The following is an 18,029-nucleotide window of genomic DNA, read 5'->3' on the forward strand; positions in this document are numbered from 1 at the left end:
CGACGCCCAGCCACCGGCCATGTCTCCGTCGTGCGCGTGCGCCAACTCGTCGTTCGTGCCGACCGACGACGGTCCGTCCTCCATCGCGTGCCTCCCACGCCGAGATCCATCACGGGCTAGATACCCCCTGGGGGTATCGCGTACCCAGTGATACTCCTCGATGCGAGCCGCGACAACCCCTTCCGGTGCCCCGGGCCACCGCGGCCGTCCCCGACCCGAACTCGCGCGACCTCCGGAGGAGGCGGCGGGGCGGCGATCCGCGCACGAGCGGGTCGTCAGGGACGCGCGTGTGGGTGGTCGAGACCCGAGAACGTCCGGTCGGAGGCGGTGTCCCGGTACCGTCACCGGGTGGGTCGGGGGACCCTCCTTGCGGTTCGTCGGGGGTCGGCAGTGGCGTCTCGTTTCGCGGTTCCGCTCTCGCGGTTGCTGGCGTGGGCCCAGCCGCATCCCGGTGGTCAGGGGGCCGGCGCACCGCAGCGGCTCGGCCCGTGGGGCGCACGGCAGCGGTATCACCGAGCGCTCTTCCTCGTGATCGGCTTCTGGGCCGTGATCACGTGCGTCGCGGCCGCCGTCTACCCCCTGGCCGCGATCGTGGTCGCCCTGGCGGGCCTTGCCCACGTCGTCGCCGGCTACCGGGTCGAACAGAGGCGCCGAGATGATCGAGGGAGGCCTGGCGACCGGGCATGATGCGCCGCAGCCGCGCATGGTGCCGACGGTGTGGGTCAGCCCGTCGCCTCGCGGACGTCCGTTCCCTGCTCGGCGAACGCCCTGAAATCCTGCATGTGCTGACGCGTCTGCTTGCGGAAGGCGCCGGGCATGACGAGCCCCACCAGTCGCATCGGCACGCTGCTGAACCGGTGTTCGTTCTCGCTCTCCCAGAGGGTCGTCTCCGGACCGGCTTCGGTCAGCCGCTCGCGCGCGGCGCTCCACATGCCCTCGGTGACGATCTCGCGGTCGAAGTGGACGACGCTGTCCCGCGGGATGCCGTGCAGGTCCGCCGGTTCCCGGCGCGTGATGGTCTCGGTCGCCTCCATCGTCTGCGTGCCCATCTGCATCACGACGCGTGACTCGGTCCCGACCTGCCCGTGCGTCCCGCTCAACGGTTCGTGCAGCACCAGGCCTCGGAGCCACTTCGGCAGGTGCGCGGGGTCGGCGAGCAACTGGGCCACCCTCTCCCGCGGTAGGGCGATCTCGATCGAGACGGTGTACTTCATGGCGGAGCGCTCCCGGTTGTCCTCGCCGACCGACGCACACTAGCGGCCTCGATTTATATTAGTCTATCGTTATAGATCGCCTCGCCTCGACGACCTCCACCGGACGGCATACTCGAGGGCCGTGTCCTCCCGACCGTGCCCGTGCGGCCTGCCCGAACCGTTCGACGCGTGCTGCGGCCGGTATCTCGGCGAGTCCGACATCGCAGCCCCCACCGCCGAGGCGCTCATGCGCTCGCGCTACACGGCCTTCGCGCGTGGCGACGTCGACCATCTGCTGCGGACCTGGCACCCGTCGACCCGCCCGACGACGCTGACACTCGACCCCGCGATCCGCTGGACGCAGCTGGAGGTGCTCGAGCGCGTGGGCGGCGGCCTCTTCGACACCGACGGAGTCGTCGAGTTCCGCGCCCACCACCGCGAGGGCCCGCAGAGCGGGGTCCTGCACGAACGCAGCCGATTCGTCCGGGAAGCCGGGCGGTGGTTCTACCGGGACGGGACCGCCCGCTGACCCCGGAGAGCGGAACCCGGTCCGACCCGACCCTCGGCTTCCGGAGGCATCAGGTGACGGCAGCCCCGACCGGACGAGCGCCGACGTCGGGGTTCCGGCGGGACGACCAGGGCGCGCGGAGGGGTGACGGGTCGCGACGCGACGGCGGCCGCAGGGCCCAGGAGGCCAGGGTGAGCGCGGCCAGGACGAGCGGAGTGATCACGGCGCCGAGGTCGTCGTCGACGGCGACGTGGCAGGCCGCCGCGCCGAGGTAGACGAACGTGAGTCCCGCGTAGGCCCATTCCTTCAGACGCGGCGTGCGGGGTACGAGCAGGGCCACCAGCGCCAGGATCTTGGAGATGCCGAGGATCGTCGCGAAGTAGGCGGGGAAGCCGAGGCGGCCGAGGATGTCGACGACGTAGGGGATGCGGGCGAGGTCCCACTGGATCCCCACCGCGGTCTCGAGCAGGACCGGGGCGCTCACGACCCAGTACAGGCCGACGCGCAGCCGCCGTCGCGTGATGGCGCTGATCGGTGTGTTCATGGAGGTCTCCCGACAGTGGTGGTGGCCGCTCGTCACGTCCGCGGCCCCGGGTGCGTCATCTCGGTGACGGAGCCGGACGCCGGGAGGTGACACGTGAGCGAGACCGACCTCGCCGAGCGGTTCGACACGCTCCGCCCGCACCTGCACGCCGTGGCCTACCGCCTGCTGGGCTCGACGGCCGACGCCGACGATGCGGCGCAGGAGTCCTGGCTGCGCCTCGCGCGCTCGGACAGCGACGCCGTCACCAACCTCGGCGGGTGGCTGACCACCGTCGTCGGGCGCGTGGCCCTGGACATGCCGCGCACGCGGGCCGCCCGTCGCGAGGCGCCCCTCGATCCGGGGCTCCCCGACCCCGTCGTCACCTGGGGAGGAGCCGACGAGGTCGACCGGGCGCCGACGCCCGAGGAGTCGGCGGTCCTCGTGGACTCGGTGAGTCTCGCGCTGCTGGTGGTGCTGGAGTCGCTCTCCCCCGTCGAGCGTCTGGTGTTCGTGCTCCACGACCTGTTCGCGGTGCCGTTCGAGGAGATCGGCGCGACCGTCGGGCGCAGCTCCGCCGCCACCAAACAGCTCGCCAGCCGTGCCCGCGCCCGGGTGCGCGATCGGGTCCCGGCCGCCGATGCCGACCCCGGCGATCCCCTCCACCGTGAGGTGGTGCTGGCGTTCCTCGCCGCGGCTCGCGGAGGGGATCTCGCGGGGCTGATGGCGATCCTCGACGCCGAGGTCGTCCTGCGGGTGGACCGGGGGCCGGCCCCGGACCGGTCACGCGTCGTCGAGTTCTCCGGGGCCGCCGACGTGGCCCGGCAGGCGCTCACCTTCGCCCGTCTCGCCGCCTTCGCTCGTCCGGCCGTCGTCGACGGCGGCCCCGGCGTGGTCACGATCGTCGACGGGGAGCTGGTCTCGGTGCAGGGCTTCGCGATGCGCGGCCGGCGGATCGTGGAGATCGACCTCTACGCCGACCGCGAGCGGCTGGTTCACCTGGACCCCGACATCCAGCGGCCGCCGCGAACCGCAGGGTGACGACGAGGACACCGGACCCGGCGACCGAGAAAATCTCCCTTCGCCACGCTAGACATGGTCTCGGCGGCAGGTGTACTTTCTGCGTCGCGCAAGCAGAAGATCAAGAGACACGGGAAGGGAGGTCGGCGCACCGTCAGATCGTCCGGGTCGTCTCGGCCCGGACCCACCGACTCGTCGGAACGGATGGTGATCTTCGGTTATCGAGCTCCCCCGATCCCCGCAGCACCCGCTCGTCGGTTCCTGCGGTACGAGGCCGGCTCCCGAGCCGGCCGACAGTGTGCAGACCTGATCCCCCAGGGGCCCCGGCGCAAGGTGCGCCGGGGCCCCTCGTCCGTCGGAGGTGATGTTGGCCCGAGAGTCCGAGGCCGTGACGCAGCGGCTCGATGACGAGCACTACCCCGCCTACTCCATCGGCCGTGCCGCCGAGATGGTCGGAGCGACCCCCGGCTTCCTGCGCAGCCTGGACGAGGCGAAACTCCTCGACCCCCAGCGCTCCGGAGGGGGTCACCGCCGCTACTCCCGTCACGAGCTCCGGCTGGCCGCCAGGGTCCGGGAGCTCCTCGACCGCGGCACCGCCCTCGACGCCGCGTGCCGCATCGTGGTCCTCGAGGACCAGCTCGACGAGGCGCGGCGCACCATCGCCGACCAGCGCGAGGGCTGAGGACTCCCGTAGGCGGCAGCACCCCGAGGAGACACGATGAGCGCCATCCCACGACGACAACAGCCCGACGTGACCCGCGTGCTCCTCGCCGACGGGTGGCACCAGGTGGAACAGCGGACGTTCGAGGTGGACGGCCACAGCTTCGGGTTCGCGGAGCTGGTGCCTGTCGAGGGCGAGCACGGCGAACTCATCGCGACCGGTCGCTTCATCACCGGTCCACTCACATCGGTGTTCGCGGTCGAATCCGAACCGACCCCGAGCGAGAACGTCCCGGGGCAGCCGTCGCGACCTCCGGCATGGCCGTAGTCCGCAGCGCTCCGGGTGCGCCGCGGAGTCAGTGCGACCTGTCGTCCTGCTCGCTGGTGGCGGCGGGCCGGGTCGCGGTCCAGCTGGCGAGCAGCGAGAGCGCGTCGGCCGACGGCGTGGAGGGTTCGGGGCTGTAGACGGTGAGGACGAGCCCGGGATCGGCCGGGATCGGCATGGTCTCGTAGCCGACCTCGACGTCGCCCACGACGGGGTGGTGGAAGCGCTTGGTGCCGGTCTGGTGCAGGCGCACGTTGTGCTTGGCCCACCGCACCCGGAACTCCTCACTGCGTGTCGAGAGCTCTCCGACCAGGTCGGAGATGCCGCGGTCGTAGGGATCGCGCCCGGCCTCGGTGCGCAGGTTGTTGACCCCGACGTCGGCCATGAACTCCCAGTCCGGGTAGAACTCGTGCGCCCGGGGATCGAGGAAGCAGAACCGCACGAAGTTCACCGGCACACTCGGGTCGGGGTGCTGCGGGTCGGGGTAGAGCGGGGCGTAGAAGGCGTAGCCCAGCGCGTTCGCCGCCACCAGGTCCTGGCGGGCGTTGCCCACGATGGCCGGCACGGTCATCGCGTCGAGCAACCGTTGGACCATCGGCCGGACGGTGCTCGAGCGCCGGGCTCGGGGGCGTGCTCGTGCGGGGCCGGTGGCGATGCTCCGGCGCAGGTCGGCCAGGTGCGCCCGCTCGGCCTCGTCGAGCTGCAGGGCCCGGGCGATGGCGTCGAGCACGGCCTCGGACACGCCGCCGGCCTTGCCGCGCTCGAGCTGGGTGTAGTAGTCGATCGACAGCCCGGCGAGGGTCGCGACCTCCTGGCGGCGCAGCCCGGGCACGCGGCGCTTGCCGGCGTCGTACACCGGCAGCCCGACATGGTCCGGGGTGATCCGGGCTCGCCGGGAGGCCAGGAACTCGCCGAGCTCGACGCGGTTGTCGGCACCACTCATGACTCCACGGTAGGTCCGGCCCGCCGGGTGTGCGGGGTGCCGTCGCGGGGGGTGCCGGCAGCACCCCCCTGCTGGCACCCGTGTCGAGGGCTCCTCCCACGCGCCCGCGAGAAGGCGTTGTCTCGAGATCGCCGGTCCGCCACCCGGACCGCGACGCGATCACCCACGCACCGATGAGGAACACCCATGCGAGGAGCAGTACTGCACGCCCCCGGCGACGTCCGCGTCGAGGACCGTCCCGACCCGACGATCGAGAAGCCCACCGACGCGGTCATCCGCCTGGCCGCCACCTGCGTGTGCGGCTCGGACCTGTGGCCCTACCGCGGCATCGAGGACGTCGCCGGACCGGCGCCGATGGGCCACGAGTACGTCGGCGTCGTCGAAGAGGTCGGCAACGAGGTCCGCGACATCCGTCCCGGGCAGTTCGTGGTCGGCTCGTTCTTCGCCTCGGACAACACCTGCGAGATCTGCCGCGCCGGCTACCAGCCCTCCTGTCCGCACGCCGAGATCATGGGCACCCTCGGCGCCCAGGCCGAGCACCTGCGCGTCCCGCTGGCCGACGGCACCCTCGTCGCCACCCCCGACACCCCGTCGCCCGACCTCCTCCCGAGCCTGCTCGCCGCCTCCGACGTGCTGGGCACCGGCTGGTTCGGCGCCGTCGCCGCCGAGGCCGGCCCCGGCAAGACCGTCGCCGTCGTCGGCGACGGCGCGGTCGGGCTGCTCGGCGTGCTCGCCGCGAAGCAGCTCGGCGCCGAGCGGATCATCGCCATGAGCCGCCACGAGTCCCGCCAGCAGCTCGCCCGGCACTTCGGTGCCACCGACATCGTCACCGAGCGCGGCGACGAGGGCGTCGCGCGGATCAAGGACATGACGAACGGGTTCGGCGCGCACTCGGTGATCGAGGCCGTCGGCACCCAGGAGTCGATGATGCAGGCAATCGACTCGACCCGCCCCGGCGGGCACGTCGGCTACGTGGGGGTCTCCCACGACGTCTCCCTGCCCGGTCTGCCGCTGTTCTTCTCCCACGTCCACCTCCACGGCGGCCCCGCCCCGGTCCGGCGCTTCCTGCCCGAGCTGATCGACCTCATCACCCGCCGCGAGATCGACCCGGGCAGGGTCTTCGACCTCACCCTCCCCCTCGACGAGGCCGCCGAGGGCTACCGCGCCATGGACGAGCGTCGCGCCATCAAGACCCTGCTGACCCCGTAGCCGGGTCGCCCCGGCTACGGGGTACGCCCACTCGGTCCCGAGGAGAGGTCCGTGGAACTCGAACCCGTCGCTCCGACCGCGAAGGCGCCGGCCGAACGCTTCACCGGCGACGTCTACGTCGACATCTTCCACACCCCGCGCGAGCCCTCCCTGCGTCGCGAGATCGAGGTCATGGCCGGCGCCGGTGGCGGCGCGATCGTCAACACCGCATCGGGGGCAGGCGTCCGGGGCTTCCGCGACCAGACCGCCTACGCCGCCACCAAGCACGCCCTGATCGGCCTGACCACCTCGGCCGCCCTCGAGCAGGCGGCGCAGGGCATCCGCATCAACGCCGTCTGCCCCGGCATCATCGACATTGAGATGATCGGGCGCCTCACCGGCGGCACCGAGGAGGGCTACGCGGCGGTCGTCGCCCAGGAACCGATCGGCCGCCTCGGCCGCTCGGAGGAGATCGCTGTGGCGGTGCTCTGGCTCTGCTCGGACGAGGCCACGTTCACCGTCGGGCACGCGATGGTCGTCGACGGCGGCCAGACCGTCTGGTCCACGATCTGAGAGGACATCACCATGCCGACCTATGACTTCTCCGGGCAGACCGCCTTCGTCACGGGCGCCGGCTCCGGCATGGGCTTGGCCACCGCGCGGGCCTTCGCCGAGTCCGGTGCGGCGGTCGCGCTCGCCGACCTCGCGGGAGAGGCGCTCGACGCCGCGGAGCACGAGCTGCGCGACGCCGGGCACCGCGTGCTCGCCCTGTCCTGCGACGTCACCGACGAGGACCAGGTCGCCACCGCCGTACGCCGGACCGTCGAGACCTTCGGCGGCCTCGACCTTGCCTACAACAACGCCGGCATCCAGTCGCCGCTCACCGACGCCGCCGACGAGCCCGCCGAGGTCTTCGACAAGGTCAACGGCGTCAACCTGCGCGGCATCTGGGCGAGCATGAAGCACGAGCTCGCCCAGATGCGGACCCGGGGCTCCGGTGCGATCGTCAACTGCTCCTCGCTCGGCGGGCTCGTCGGCCTGCCCGGCCGCGCCGCCTACCACGCGTCCAAGCACGGCGTCATCGGTCTGACCCGAAGCGCCGCCGTCGAGTACGCACCCCGCGGCATCCGCATCAACGCCATCTGCCCCGGCACCATCGAGACCCCGATGGTCACACGAATGATCGACTCCGGGGACCTCGACCGCACGCAGGCGGAGGCCAACCAGCCCATCAACCGCCTCGGCACCGCCGACGAGGTGGCCGCTGCCGTGCTGTGGCTCTGCAGCCCCGGCGCCGCCTTCGTCGTCGGCGTCGCCCTCCCCGTCGACGGCGGCTACACCGCCGTCTGATCCCGTGCCGACCGCTCTTCCTCGAGTCCCCGGTCTGCTCCAGCGACGCCGCCACGTGGCCGGGTTTCGTCGACCACGTGCGGCTGGCGTGGCCGGCCACGGGCTTCGCGACGGTCGCGGGGGCGATCGGGTCGGGGCCCGACAGCGATGCCGCGGTCGAGGCTGCGGCCCACGACGGCGAGCAGCGTCGTGAGGCGTTGCGCGAGAAGTCGGCGTCATCTCTCTGAACTCGTTCCACGACGGCCGCGGTCTTGATCGCGCCGTGGTCCTCACCCGAGGATGTGTCCGGCCCGGATCGTGGGCCGTGGGCCCCCGAGGGAGGTGGTCGTCGTGTTGCGCCGCCGTTGAGCCCTCGTCGTGCCGCCCGGTCGGGCGGCTTCCGCACGGTCACGGCGACCGGTAGCGCACTCCCAGGGTGCGCCGCGAGGTCCGCCGTGATCGTTTCCCGCGATCCCACGGAGGAGTCCTCGTGGCTGTTTCTGCTGTCCCCCGCCTGTCCGAGATCGTCGACGCGGTCGGCACGGTCGTCGACGACACCGTCGCCCCGGCCGCCGCCGAGGTCGACCGCACCGGCGCCTACCCCCGCACCGACGTCGAGTCCCTCGCCGCGGCCGGCGCTCTGGGCCTGCTCAGCGCCCCCGAGGTGGGCGGCGCCGGCGGCACCCTCGCCGACGTCGCCGCCGTCCTCGAGCGCATCGCCCGCGCCGACGCGTCCACCGCGATGGTGGTGCTGATGCACCACGCCGCGGTCGCGGTGATCGAACCCCACGGCCCCGAGGACGTCCGCCGGGAGATCGCCGCCGGCCGTCACCTGTCCACGCTCGCGTTCTCCGAGCGCGGCTCGCGCAGCCACTTCTGGGCGCCGACGAGCACCGCGACCGCGGTCGACGACGGTGTGCGCCTCGACGCGACGAAGAGCTGGGTCACCTCGGCCGGCGAGGCCGACAGCTACGTCTGGTCCAGCCGCCCGGTGTCGGCGGAAGGGCCGATGACCCTGTGGCTCGTGCCCGGCGCGACGCCCCGGGTCACGGTCGCGGGCGCGTTCGACGGGTTCGGCCTGCGCGGCAACGGCTCGTCGCCGATGACCGCCGACGGAGCGGTCGTCCCCACCTCGGCCCGGCTCGCCGACGACGGCGCCGGCCTCGACGTGGCCCTGGGCACCGCGCTGCCGGCGTTCCTCGTCGGCAACGCCGCGGTGTCGCTCGGGCTGATGGAGGCGCTGGTGGACGAGGCCGCGAGCCACCTCACCTCCTCCCGCCTCGAGCACCTCGGCCAGAGCCTGGCCGAGCAGGCACCGACCCGCCTCGCCTTCGCCGCCCTGCGCACCCGCGTCGACACCACCCGCGCGTTCCTCGCCGACACCCTCGCGGCGCTGGGCTCGGGGCGCGCGGACGCGACGCTGCGCGTGCTGCAGGTCAAGGCGGTGGCCGCCGAGGCCGCCGCGGACGTCGCCGACGGGGTGATGCGGCTGTGCGGCGGCGCCGCCTTCCGTAAGGAGCTCGGCATCGAGCGCCGCTACCGCGACGCGATGGCCGCGCGGGTCATGGCGCCGACCACCGACGCGCTGCACGACTTCGTCGGCCGGGCCACCCTCGGCCTGCCGCTGTTCGGGGGTGCCTGATGACGCTGCTCATGGGCGGGGTCGCCTACGACCCGAAGGTCCTCACGATCTGGGACGGGTTCCGGCGCTGGCTGCGCGCGCAGGGCCTGGACTTCGACCACGTCCTCTACTCCCACTACGAGCGCCAGGTCGAGGACCTGGTGGCCGGCCACATCCACGCCGCGTGGAACTCGCCGCTGGCGTGGGTGCGCAGCGAGCGGCTCGCCGCGACGCAGGGCCGCCGCGTCGAGTCGGCGATCATGCGCGACACCGACCAGGACCTGACCTCGGTGGTCGTGGTCCGCGGCGACTCCCCGGCGTCATCCGTCGCCGACCTCGCGGGTGGCACGGTGGCGGTGGGGGCGGTCGACTCCCCGCAGTCGACGCTGATCCCGCTGTCGTTCCTGCGTGCGTCCGGGGTCACCGACCTGCGCGTGCGGCGCTTCGACGTCGGCGTCGGACTGCACGGCGACCACGTCGGCGGCGAGCGGGACGCCGCTCGCGCCCTCGTGGCGGGCGAGGTCGACGCCGCCTGCATGATCGACGGCAACCACCTGCTGTTCGGCCAGGAGGGGACGCTGCCCCCGGGATCGACCCGCCTGCTCGCGCAGACCCCGGTCTACGACCACTGCACGATGGCGATCGTCGACACCGCACCGGCCGCGGAGGCCGCCGAGTTCGTCCGGCTGTTGGCGTCGATGTCCTACGCCGATCCCGAGGTCCGTCCCCTGCTCGACCTCGAGGGGCTCAAGCAGTGGGTCCCGGGACGCACGAGCGGGTTCGGGCCGTTGACCCGGGCCGTCGACGAGGTCGGCTTCTACGACGCGGGCGGCGCGGTGACCGCCACGGAGTACACGCCGTGACAGGACCCGGCGCCCCGCTCGATCCCGTGCTCGATCTGGGGTTCCTCGGGTTCGAGCGGGGCGCCCACCTCCTCGTCGACCGCGCCCTGCGTGATCTCCCGGTCGGCGGACGCGTCACCGTCACCGGCGGGGACCCCGCGCTCGGGGTCCACCTGCGGGCGTGGGCCCGGCGGCGGGGCCACGGGTTCGCGGTGCGGTCCGACCGCACCGCCACCTGGGAGCTCGTCCGTGGCTCGGCCGACATCGACCGCTGGGCCGGTGCCGAACGGGCCGGCGGTCCGGGCGTGGACGGGATCGTCGCCCGGCCGCCGGCGCGGTGGGGCCTCGCCGCGCGTGGTGCCCTGGTCGAGGCCGGCGGGCCCCGGGGTCGCTTCGACCTCGACGACCGCGACGTGGTGTGGGCCGACCTCGCGCCCCGGCTCTACGCCCACGCCGCCGCGGCCCAGTGGGACCCGGCCACCGCGGTGGACTGGACCGCGACCCCGGACCAGCCGGTGCCGGCGGACGTCGAGGCCGCCGTCGTGCAGGTCATGACCTACCTGGTCGAGAACGAACAGGCCGCCCTGGTCGTCCCCGCCGGCCTGCTCGCCCGCGTGCACCCGCACTTCCGGGAGGTCCAGCAGCTCCTCGCCGTGCAGGCCGCGGACGAGGCCCGGCACATGGAGGTGTTCACGCGGCGCGCCCTGCTGCACGGCGCCGACATGGGCACCTCGTCGGCCGGTGGGCGATCGTCGCTGGCGACCCTGCTCGCCGAGCCGGACTTCTCCCTCGCCACCTTCCTGCTCTCGGTCCTGGGCGAGGGCAGCTTCCTCGCACTGCTCGCGTTCCTCGAGCGCCACGCCCCCGACCCGGTGACCGCGCGGGTGACCCACCTGGCGCGGATCGACGAGGCGCGCCACGTCGCGTTCGGCGTCGCCCACCTCGAGCACCAGGGCCGGCGCGACCCGACGCTGCCCGGCAGGCTGCGCGCCGCGATCGAGCGACGCCACGACGCCCTCGTCGACACCGCCGGGCTCAACGCCGACGTCTTCGACGCCCTCGTCGTCCTCGCCGCAGGCGACTGGACCCCGGAGGCGATCGCGCGTGGTCACGACGCGGTCCAGGATCTGCACCACGCCATGGACGACGGCCGCCGTCAGCGCCTGGCACGCCTCGGCTTCCCGCCGGACGAGGCCGCCGAGCTCTCCGCCCTGCACACCCGCAACTTCATGTGATCGCCAGGCCTGCCGGCCCTCATAAGGCGCACCTTCTCGAATCAGTGTCGCTGCGCATCGACCGGAGAGGATCATCTCCCCGGCCGACCGCGACCCTGGGGAGATCGACGACGGCGAAGCGAGGCCACCATGACAGTTCCCCAGCCGGTGCCGGAGTCCCTCCGCGGTCCGGGCCTCGCCGAGCGCCTCGCGGCCGGGCCGGTCGTGTGCGGCGAGGGCTACCTGTTCGAGCTCGAGCGGCGGGGCTACCTGCAGGCCGGTGCGTTCGTCCCGGAGGTGGTCCTCGACCATCCCGAGGAGGTCGCCGCCCTGCACCGGCAGTTCGTGCACGCGGGCTCGGACGTCGTCGAGGCGTTCACGTACTACGCGCACCGCGAGAAGCTGCGTGTGATCGGCAAGGGCGACATCCTGGAACCGCTCAACCGGCAGGCGCTCGAGATCGCCCGCGGGGTGGCCGACAGCACCGGCACGCTGCTGGCGGGCAACATCTGCAACACCGGCGTCTACGACCCGGCCGATCCCGCGACGCACGCCACCGTGCGGGAGATGTTCACCGAGCAGGTGGGCTGGGCCGCGGAGGCCGGCGTCGACTTCGTCATCGGGGAGACGTTCCGGTACCTCGGGGAGGCCGAGATCGCCCTCGAGGTGATCCGCGCGGCGGGACTGCCCTCGGTGCTGCTGCTGGTGGCCGGGCAGGAGCCGGTGACCCGGGACGGGGTCACGATGCCGCAGGCGTGCCGCGAGCTGGCCGCTCGCGGCGCCGACGTCGTCGGTCTCAACTGTGTGCGTGGTCCGGCCACGATGCTGCCGCTGCTGGGTCCGATCGCCGCGGCGGTGGACGTCCCGGTCGCCGCGCTGCCGGTGCCCTACCGCACCCACCCCGAGCAGCCGACCTTCCACGCGCTGCGCGACCAGGGGCCGACCACGCTCCCGGAGGATCTCCCGTTCCCGACCGCGCTCGACCCGTTCACCTGCCACCGGTACGAGATCGCGGACTTCACCCGCCGGGCCCGGGCCGCCGGCGTGGGCTACTTCGGCCTGTGCTGCGGCGCGGCACCGCACCACCTGCGGGCGATGGCGGAGACGTTGGGGCGCACCCCGCCGGCCAGCAGGTACTCACCGGACATGTCGAAGCACGTCTACCTCGGTGCCGACCCCCGGTTGCGGCCCTCGAACCAGGAGTACCGCACCCTGCTGTGACACCTCACCCAGGACCCGAGCCGACGGTGCGGAACCGGTCGAGCCTCGTGAAGATCGCCACCAGGACGACGGCCACCACGAGGACGAACGCGGTGTTGCGGATCGACGCCCAGTAGCCGATCACGTCGACGTCCAGGAACGGGTAGGGATACCAGCCGACCAGCGCGCCGCGGATGAAGGTGTAGGCGATCCAGAGCATCGGCCACAGGAACGCCCAGGCGATGGTCCTGCGGTCGATGCGGGGGCGGGGGCCGAAGATCAGCCACCCGAGCAGGGTCGCCCAGGGGGCGATGTAGTGGAAGCCGATGGTGGCGACGAGCGGCCAGCCGGTGGGGTGGACGTAGCGGATGAGGACCAGGTCGAAGACCAGGCCGGTGATCGTGATGCCCAGAAGTGCGTCGAGCCGGAGGATGCGCCAGACCCGTCCGTCCCGGGCGGGGTGGACCACCAGGGTGGCCGCGGCGATCAGCACGAGGATGTTGCTCTGGATGGTGAAGTAGCTCAGCGTCTGGATCATCCGGGTGCCGATCCCGACCGAGGCGACGGCCTCGCCGGTGTTGGGGTCCGGGCCGCCGGTGAGGATGAGCCCCAGCTGGATGACCAGGGCGGCAGCGACGTCGACGACGATCAGCAGGTGCCAGAGGCGGGACGCCTGCTCGGCCCGCCGATGTGTCGACGTCGGTCGCGTGGTGGTGGCGGTCATGGTGTGCCTCGTGGTCGTCGAGCAGGGGTGATCGCTGCTGACCCGGAATCTTCGCGAGGGACGGCGCGCCGTGGGGTGTCGAGACACGAAAGTGCCTGCGCTCCGCACGCCCTGACTAGGTGGGGGCGCCGACGTGGCCCGCGACCCGGAGCGCGAACTCGCTGTACTGCTCGGCCACCTGCTCGGCCGTCAACGGGCCTCCGGGCGAGAACCACCGGGCGACGCTGACACACATCTCCAGCACGCCGAACGACGCGACCCGAGGGGTCTCGACGACGAGCACACCACGGTCCGCCCCCTCCGCGATCAGGTCGCGGACGGCGCGCTCGTGGCGTCGGCGGAGCTCCAGGACCTGCGACAGGACGGGCTCGTCGAGGCTGGCGACGTCACGGTTCACGATCAACGCTTCGCGCCGGTGGGTGGCGTGACGCAGCGCGTAGACCCTCGCCGCCTCGCGCAGCCGGCTCACGACGTCGTCACGGCCGTCGACGGCGGCCTCGAACTCGGCCCACACCTCTTGCGACGTCGTCAGCACGATCTCGGCCAGCAGCTCCTGCTTGGAGCTCATGTGGTTGTAGAGGCTGGGCGTCCGGATCCGGAGCCGCGCGGCCACCTCGCTGAGCGCCGTCCCGTGATAGCCCTTCTCCGCGAACAGGGTCGTCGCCGCGTCGCGCACCGCCGCGGGCGTGACGGCGGCGCGATCGCCGGGCGCGGCGCTCACGGTCGCCATCGTCTCAACGCGCTGGGAGCCGGGCGTCCGAGGCACCGACGATCCGGAGGGCGAAACGGCTGTACTGGTCGGCGACGGCCTCGGCCGTCAGCTCGCCGTCGTCGGAGAACCAGCGCGCGATGCTCACGCACAGCTCCCGGATGGCGAACGACGCCAGGGCCGGCGACTCGACGTGGAAGTCGCCCTGCTCGACGCCGCGGGCGATGACGGCGCGCAGGGCGTGCTCGTGCTCGCGACGACGGGCCTGCAGGTCGCTGAGCGCCGGCTCCTCGAGGCTGCCGGTGTCCCGGTTGACCACGAGCGCGTCGCGGCGATGCGTGGCGTGACGGTGGGCGTAGACCTCGGCGGCCCGCCGGAGCTGCTCGACGGGCGGGTCGTCGGGGTCGACGGCCTCGTGGAAGTCGGCCAGCACGCCCGCGGTGGCCCGGTCGACGATGGTGCGCAGCAACTCGTGCTTCGAGTCCATGTGGTTGTAGAGGCTCGGGGTCCGGACATGCAGGGCGCCGGCGATCTCGCTCAGCGCCGTGCCGTGGTAGCCCCGCTGCGCGAAGAGCGTCAGGGCCGCGTCGAGGACGACCTCCCGGGTCAGCGCCGCGCGGGTGGCGCGCCGGGGCGCGAGGTCCGTCGGGTTCGTGCTCATCGATCCACCGCCTCGGTCCGGACGTCGCATGCATGGTCCCAGAACGAACGAGCATGAGTAAGCCTTGCCCTGGTCACCCACCACCCCTACCGTACTAACGAGCGTTAATTGGTCGAGGAGGCGCGATGCTGCGTACCGAGGTGATCCGACCGCTCCACGTGCTGCTCGAGGGCCACGCCCGCGCACGGGGCGAGGCGACGGCGTTCGCCGACGAGAACCGCGAGATCACCTACGGCGAGCTCGTCCGCACCACCGCCCGCCTCGCCGGCCACCTCGTCTCCCTCGGCGTCGGGGCCGGCGACCGGGTGGCGATGGTGATGGCCAACGCCGTCGAGACCGCGGAGACCTACCTCGCCGTGCCCCGGGCCGGTGCCGTGGCGGTGTGCCTCAACCCGGACGCCGGGCCCGCGGAGCTCGAGTACATGCTCGGCGACTGCGGCGCGCGCCTTGTCGTCACCGACGTCGCCCACGCCGACCTCGTCGCCGGTCTCGTCCCGGCGGACGTCCCGGTGGTCCTGGTCGGCGGGACGGCGCCGCGGTGGCCGTCGTACGCCGAGCTGATCGGCCGCAAGCCGGACGTGCCCGCGCCCGATCCCGACGACCTCGACGCCACGGCGTTCATGCTCTACACCTCGGGCACCACCGGGCGCCCGAAGGGCGTGGAGCTGAGCCTGCGCAGCTGCCTGTGGGTGGTGGCGGCCTGCTGGGCGCCGATCATGGGCCTGGGCCCGGACGACACGGTGCTGTCCGCGCTGCCACTGTTCCACTCCTACGCCCTGGACCTGTGCGTGCTCGGGGTCGCGGCCACGGGAGCGGGCGAACGGATCCTCCCCCGCTTCTCCTCGAGCCGCGTCCTCGAGCTGCTCGCGACCGGCGACTACACGGTCCTCCCCGGTGTGCCGACGACGTTCTCCTACCTGCTGCAGGCCGCGAGCGCGCGCGACGGCGGCGGACCCCCCGCGCACCGGCTCCGCGTCGCGGTCTCGGCCGGCGCGATCCTCCCGGCGGCGGTCAACGAGGCGTTCGAGCGGTCGTTCGGCGCGACCCTGCTCGACGGCTACGGGATCACCGAGACCTCGACGATGGTGGTGATGAACTGGCCGCACGGGTCCCGCCCGTACGGCTCCTGCGGGCTGCCGATCCCGGGCCTCGCCGTCCGGCTGGTCGATCCGGCCACCGGCGTGGACGCGCCACCGGGCGGCGAGGGCGAGCTGTGGGTGCGCGGCCCGAGCGTCATGCGCGGCTACCACGGCAAGCCCCAGCAGACCGCCGACGTGCTCGTCGACGGCTGGTACCGCACCGGCGACCTCGCCCGCGCCGACGTCCACGGCTACCTCACGATCAGCGGCCGCACCAAGGAGATGATCATCCGGGGTGGCGAGAACATCTACCCCGCCGAGATCGAGAACGCCCTGCTCGACGCCCCCGGTGTCGCGGACGCCGCCGTCGTCGGACGGCCGCACCCCGACCTCGGCGAGGTGCCGGTGGCGTTCGTGGTCGCCGACCCCGGGGCCGGCGCAGGACCGGACCCCGAGGCCCTCCGGGAGCACTGCCGCCGGGCGCTGGCGTGGTTCAAGGTCCCGGACGGCTTCCACCTCACCGACACCATCCCCCGCACCGGCTCGGGGAAGATCAAGCGCTTCGAGCTCGCCCGGCGCCTCGACGACGTCGCCGGGCCGCCGCTCCCGGCGCCCGCACCCCGGAGCCTCGACCAGGAGGTCGTGACGTGGAGCTGAGCAACGATCTCGCGAGAGCGACCTCGCCCGCCGACGAGGGGACCCGACGGTGAAGGTCGGCGACGTCGAGATCCTGCCGGTGATCGACGGCACCGGTCGCGAGAACGCGCGCGAGGTGCTCTCGGTGCCCGGCGAGGACCGGTGGGCCTGTCACCCCGAGCACCTCGACGCCCTCGGGGACCTCGAGCTGACCCTCGGCGGGTTCCTGCTGCGCACCGGGGACCGCACGGTGCTCGTCGACGCCGGGGTCGGACGCGTCCACAACGACCACTACGCCGGCGGCGGGTTCCTCGACGCGCTCGCCGCGCACGGCGTCTCCCCCGCCGACGTCACCGACGTCGTCTTCACCCACCTGCACTTCGACCACGTCGGCTGGGCCACCAGCAAGGGCGAGGTGGTGTTCGGCAACGCCACGTACCGCGTGCACACCGCGGACTGGGCGCACTTCGTCGACGCCGCGGACGCCGCGCCGGGAGCGGTGCGCAAGCTCGCCCCGCTGCGGGACCGTCTGGAGGTGTTCGACACCGAGATCACCCTGGCGCCCGGTCTCGACGCCCGACCCACCCCGGGCCACACGCCCGGGTCCACCACCTACGTCGTGTCCGGCGGGGGCGAGCGCGCCCTGCTGGTCGGCGACGTCGCGCACTCGGTCGTCGAGCTCGAGGAGCCCGACTGGGAGGCGACCTTCGACGTCGACCCCCGGGCCGCGCAGGCGATGCGCAACGCCCTGGTCCGCGAGGTCACCGACACCGCCGACCTCGTCGTCCCCGCTCACCTCCCCGGCCTCGCCCACGGCCGGATCGTCACCTTCGGCGACCGCCGCCGCTTCGTCACCGTCTGAGGAGCACCTCATGGATCTGCAGCTCGCCGGCACCACCGTGCTGGTCACCGGCGCCGGGCAGGGCCTCGGCCGCGCCATCGGCGAGGCGTTCGCCGCCGAGGGCGCGCAGGTCGCGTTCGGCTACAACACCTCCGCCGAGGGCGCCGAGGCCGCGGCGGAGGCCATGCGCGCCACCGGCGTCAAGGCCACGGCGGTCGCCGTCGACACCCGCGACGACGCCGGCGTCGCCCGCGCACTCGACATCGTCGAGTCCGAGCTCGGACCGATCGGCGTACTCGTGAACAACGCCGCGGTCACCAGCCGCGGTCGCTTCCTCGAGCGGTCGGCGTCCGACTTCGCGGCCGAGATCGACGTGACCGTCACCGGGACCCTGCGCATCTCCCACGCCGTCGCACAGCGCATGGCCGAGCGCGGCGTCGGGTCGATCGTGTCGCTCATGGGCGATTCCGGACGCGTCGGGGAGTCCGGGCTCACCGTCACCGCCACCGCCCGCTCCTCCACCCTCGGGCTGACCAAGTCGCTGGCCAAGGAGCTCGCCCGCCACGGCATCCGCGCGAACGCCGTGTCGATCGGGCTCGTGCAGACCGACCGGTTCTCCGACCACGCCGGCGGCACCGACGAGGAACGCCTCAAGAAGATCACCGCGCTCTACCCGCTGCGTCGTCTCGGCCGCCCCGAGGACGTGACCCCGACGATCCTGCTGCTCGCCTCGCCGTGCTCGGCGTGGACCACGGGCCAGGTCGTCTCGGTCAACGGCGGCTTCGCGATGCCCTGATCGTCCTCGCGCCGCACGGA

21 protein-coding genes are annotated in these 18,029 nt (G+C 73.1%); 15 read left to right on the forward strand and 6 right to left on the reverse strand.

Annotated features, from left to right (window positions below; genetic code table 11):
* Nucleotides 1-722 precede the first annotated feature (722 nt).
* Nucleotides 723-1,214: an SRPBCC family protein gene (locus PH191_RS13650; RefSeq protein ID WP_274195138.1), complete on the reverse strand. Its 492-nt coding sequence runs from the start codon at nucleotides 1,212-1,214 to the stop codon at nucleotides 723-725.
* A 121-nt stretch (nucleotides 1,215-1,335) separates the two neighbouring features.
* Here PH191_RS13650 and PH191_RS13655 point away from each other — a divergent pair, with 121 nt between their 5' ends.
* Nucleotides 1,336-1,722, forward strand: coding sequence for a YchJ family protein (locus PH191_RS13655; RefSeq protein ID WP_274195139.1), 387 nt, complete (start codon nucleotides 1,336-1,338; stop codon nucleotides 1,720-1,722).
* 49 nt (nucleotides 1,723-1,771) lie between these two features.
* Here PH191_RS13655 and PH191_RS13660 read toward each other — a convergent pair whose 3' ends face one another.
* Nucleotides 1,772-2,245, reverse strand: coding sequence for a DoxX family protein (locus PH191_RS13660; RefSeq protein ID WP_274195140.1), 474 nt, complete (start codon nucleotides 2,243-2,245; stop codon nucleotides 1,772-1,774).
* Between the two features lie 93 nt (nucleotides 2,246-2,338).
* Here PH191_RS13660 and PH191_RS13665 point away from each other — a divergent pair, with 93 nt between their 5' ends.
* The 3 genes from PH191_RS13665 (at nucleotide 2,339) to PH191_RS13675 (ending at nucleotide 4,229) form a co-directional block, all read left to right on the forward strand.
* Nucleotides 2,339-3,262: a sigma-70 family RNA polymerase sigma factor gene (locus tag PH191_RS13665; RefSeq protein ID WP_274195141.1), complete on the forward strand. Its 924-nt coding sequence runs from the start codon at nucleotides 2,339-2,341 to the stop codon at nucleotides 3,260-3,262.
* Nucleotides 3,263-3,605: 343 nt separating this feature from the next.
* Complete coding sequence (locus PH191_RS13670; RefSeq protein ID WP_274195142.1) at nucleotides 3,606-3,923, forward strand: MerR family transcriptional regulator; 318 nt, start codon at nucleotides 3,606-3,608, stop codon at nucleotides 3,921-3,923.
* Nucleotides 3,924-4,001: 78 nt separating this feature from the next.
* Nucleotides 4,002-4,229: a hypothetical protein gene (locus PH191_RS13675; protein ID WP_274195143.1), complete on the forward strand. Its 228-nt coding sequence runs from the start codon at nucleotides 4,002-4,004 to the stop codon at nucleotides 4,227-4,229.
* Nucleotides 4,230-4,257: 28 nt separating this feature from the next.
* Here the strand turns inward: PH191_RS13675 and PH191_RS13680 are convergent, their stop codons facing one another.
* The gene (locus PH191_RS13680; protein ID WP_274195144.1) at nucleotides 4,258-5,169 is read right to left on the reverse strand and encodes a helix-turn-helix transcriptional regulator; all 912 of its coding nucleotides are present in this window, start codon (nucleotides 5,167-5,169) and stop codon (nucleotides 4,258-4,260) included.
* 186 nt (nucleotides 5,170-5,355) lie between these two features.
* Between PH191_RS13680 and PH191_RS13685 the strand changes: the two genes are divergently transcribed.
* From PH191_RS13685 to PH191_RS13720, 8 genes are all read left to right on the forward strand, one after another.
* Nucleotides 5,356-6,378: a zinc-dependent alcohol dehydrogenase family protein gene (locus tag PH191_RS13685; RefSeq protein ID WP_274195145.1), complete on the forward strand. Its 1,023-nt coding sequence runs from the start codon at nucleotides 5,356-5,358 to the stop codon at nucleotides 6,376-6,378.
* Nucleotides 6,379-6,429: 51 nt separating this feature from the next.
* Nucleotides 6,430-6,930, forward strand: coding sequence for an SDR family oxidoreductase (locus tag PH191_RS13690; RefSeq protein ID WP_274195146.1), 501 nt, complete (start codon nucleotides 6,430-6,432; stop codon nucleotides 6,928-6,930).
* A 12-nt stretch (nucleotides 6,931-6,942) separates the two neighbouring features.
* The gene (locus tag PH191_RS13695; RefSeq protein ID WP_274195147.1) at nucleotides 6,943-7,707 is read left to right on the forward strand and encodes an SDR family NAD(P)-dependent oxidoreductase; all 765 of its coding nucleotides are present in this window, start codon (nucleotides 6,943-6,945) and stop codon (nucleotides 7,705-7,707) included.
* Between the two features lie 77 nt (nucleotides 7,708-7,784).
* Nucleotides 7,785-7,934, forward strand: a complete 150-nt coding sequence (locus PH191_RS13700; RefSeq protein ID WP_274195148.1) for a hypothetical protein — start codon at nucleotides 7,785-7,787, stop codon at nucleotides 7,932-7,934.
* A gap of 242 nt (nucleotides 7,935-8,176) precedes the next feature.
* A complete protein-coding gene (locus PH191_RS13705) occupies nucleotides 8,177-9,328 on the forward strand; it encodes an acyl-CoA dehydrogenase family protein (protein WP_274195149.1) in 1,152 nt (383 codons plus the stop codon).
* A complete protein-coding gene (locus PH191_RS13710) occupies nucleotides 9,328-10,170 on the forward strand; it encodes a phosphate/phosphite/phosphonate ABC transporter substrate-binding protein (RefSeq protein ID WP_274195150.1) in 843 nt (280 codons plus the stop codon). Before PH191_RS13705 ends, PH191_RS13710 begins: the two co-directional genes overlap by 1 nt.
* Nucleotides 10,167-11,384 carry a ferritin-like domain-containing protein gene (locus PH191_RS13715; RefSeq protein WP_274195151.1) on the forward strand — a complete coding sequence of 406 codons (1,218 nt, stop codon included), beginning with the start codon at nucleotides 10,167-10,169 and terminating at the stop codon, nucleotides 11,382-11,384. The genes PH191_RS13710 and PH191_RS13715 overlap by 4 nt, the downstream gene beginning before the upstream one ends.
* Nucleotides 11,385-11,513: 129 nt before the next feature.
* Nucleotides 11,514-12,584, forward strand: a complete 1,071-nt coding sequence (locus PH191_RS13720) for a homocysteine S-methyltransferase family protein (protein ID WP_274195152.1) — start codon at nucleotides 11,514-11,516, stop codon at nucleotides 12,582-12,584.
* Between the two features lie 4 nt (nucleotides 12,585-12,588).
* Here the strand turns inward: PH191_RS13720 and PH191_RS13725 are convergent, their stop codons facing one another.
* From PH191_RS13725 to PH191_RS13735, 3 genes are all read right to left on the reverse strand, one after another.
* Entirely contained in the window at nucleotides 12,589-13,287 is a 699-nt protein-coding gene (locus PH191_RS13725; RefSeq protein ID WP_274195153.1) for a Pr6Pr family membrane protein, read from the reverse strand.
* 115 nt (nucleotides 13,288-13,402) lie between these two features.
* Complete coding sequence (locus tag PH191_RS13730; RefSeq protein WP_274195154.1) at nucleotides 13,403-14,008, reverse strand: TetR/AcrR family transcriptional regulator; 606 nt, start codon at nucleotides 14,006-14,008, stop codon at nucleotides 13,403-13,405.
* Between the two features lie 13 nt (nucleotides 14,009-14,021).
* Entirely contained in the window at nucleotides 14,022-14,657 is a 636-nt protein-coding gene (locus PH191_RS13735) for a TetR/AcrR family transcriptional regulator (RefSeq protein WP_274195155.1), read from the reverse strand.
* A 125-nt stretch (nucleotides 14,658-14,782) separates the two neighbouring features.
* Here PH191_RS13735 and PH191_RS13740 point away from each other — a divergent pair, with 125 nt between their 5' ends.
* From PH191_RS13740 to PH191_RS13750, 3 genes are read left to right on the forward strand one after another with little or no spacing between them, the layout of a single operon-like run.
* Complete coding sequence (locus PH191_RS13740) at nucleotides 14,783-16,393, forward strand: class I adenylate-forming enzyme family protein (protein WP_274195156.1); 1,611 nt, start codon at nucleotides 14,783-14,785, stop codon at nucleotides 16,391-16,393.
* A gap of 49 nt (nucleotides 16,394-16,442) precedes the next feature.
* Nucleotides 16,443-17,234, forward strand: coding sequence for an MBL fold metallo-hydrolase (locus PH191_RS13745; RefSeq protein ID WP_274195157.1), 792 nt, complete (start codon nucleotides 16,443-16,445; stop codon nucleotides 17,232-17,234).
* Between the two features lie 10 nt (nucleotides 17,235-17,244).
* Nucleotides 17,245-18,009 (forward strand): SDR family NAD(P)-dependent oxidoreductase, encoded by a 765-nt coding sequence (locus PH191_RS13750; protein ID WP_274195158.1) that lies wholly within the window; start codon nucleotides 17,245-17,247, stop codon nucleotides 18,007-18,009.
* Nucleotides 18,010-18,029 lie beyond the last annotated feature (20 nt).

Source organism: Actinomycetospora callitridis (assembly GCF_028737265.1).
Lineage (GTDB): Bacteria > Actinomycetota > Actinomycetes > Mycobacteriales > Pseudonocardiaceae > Actinomycetospora > Actinomycetospora callitridis.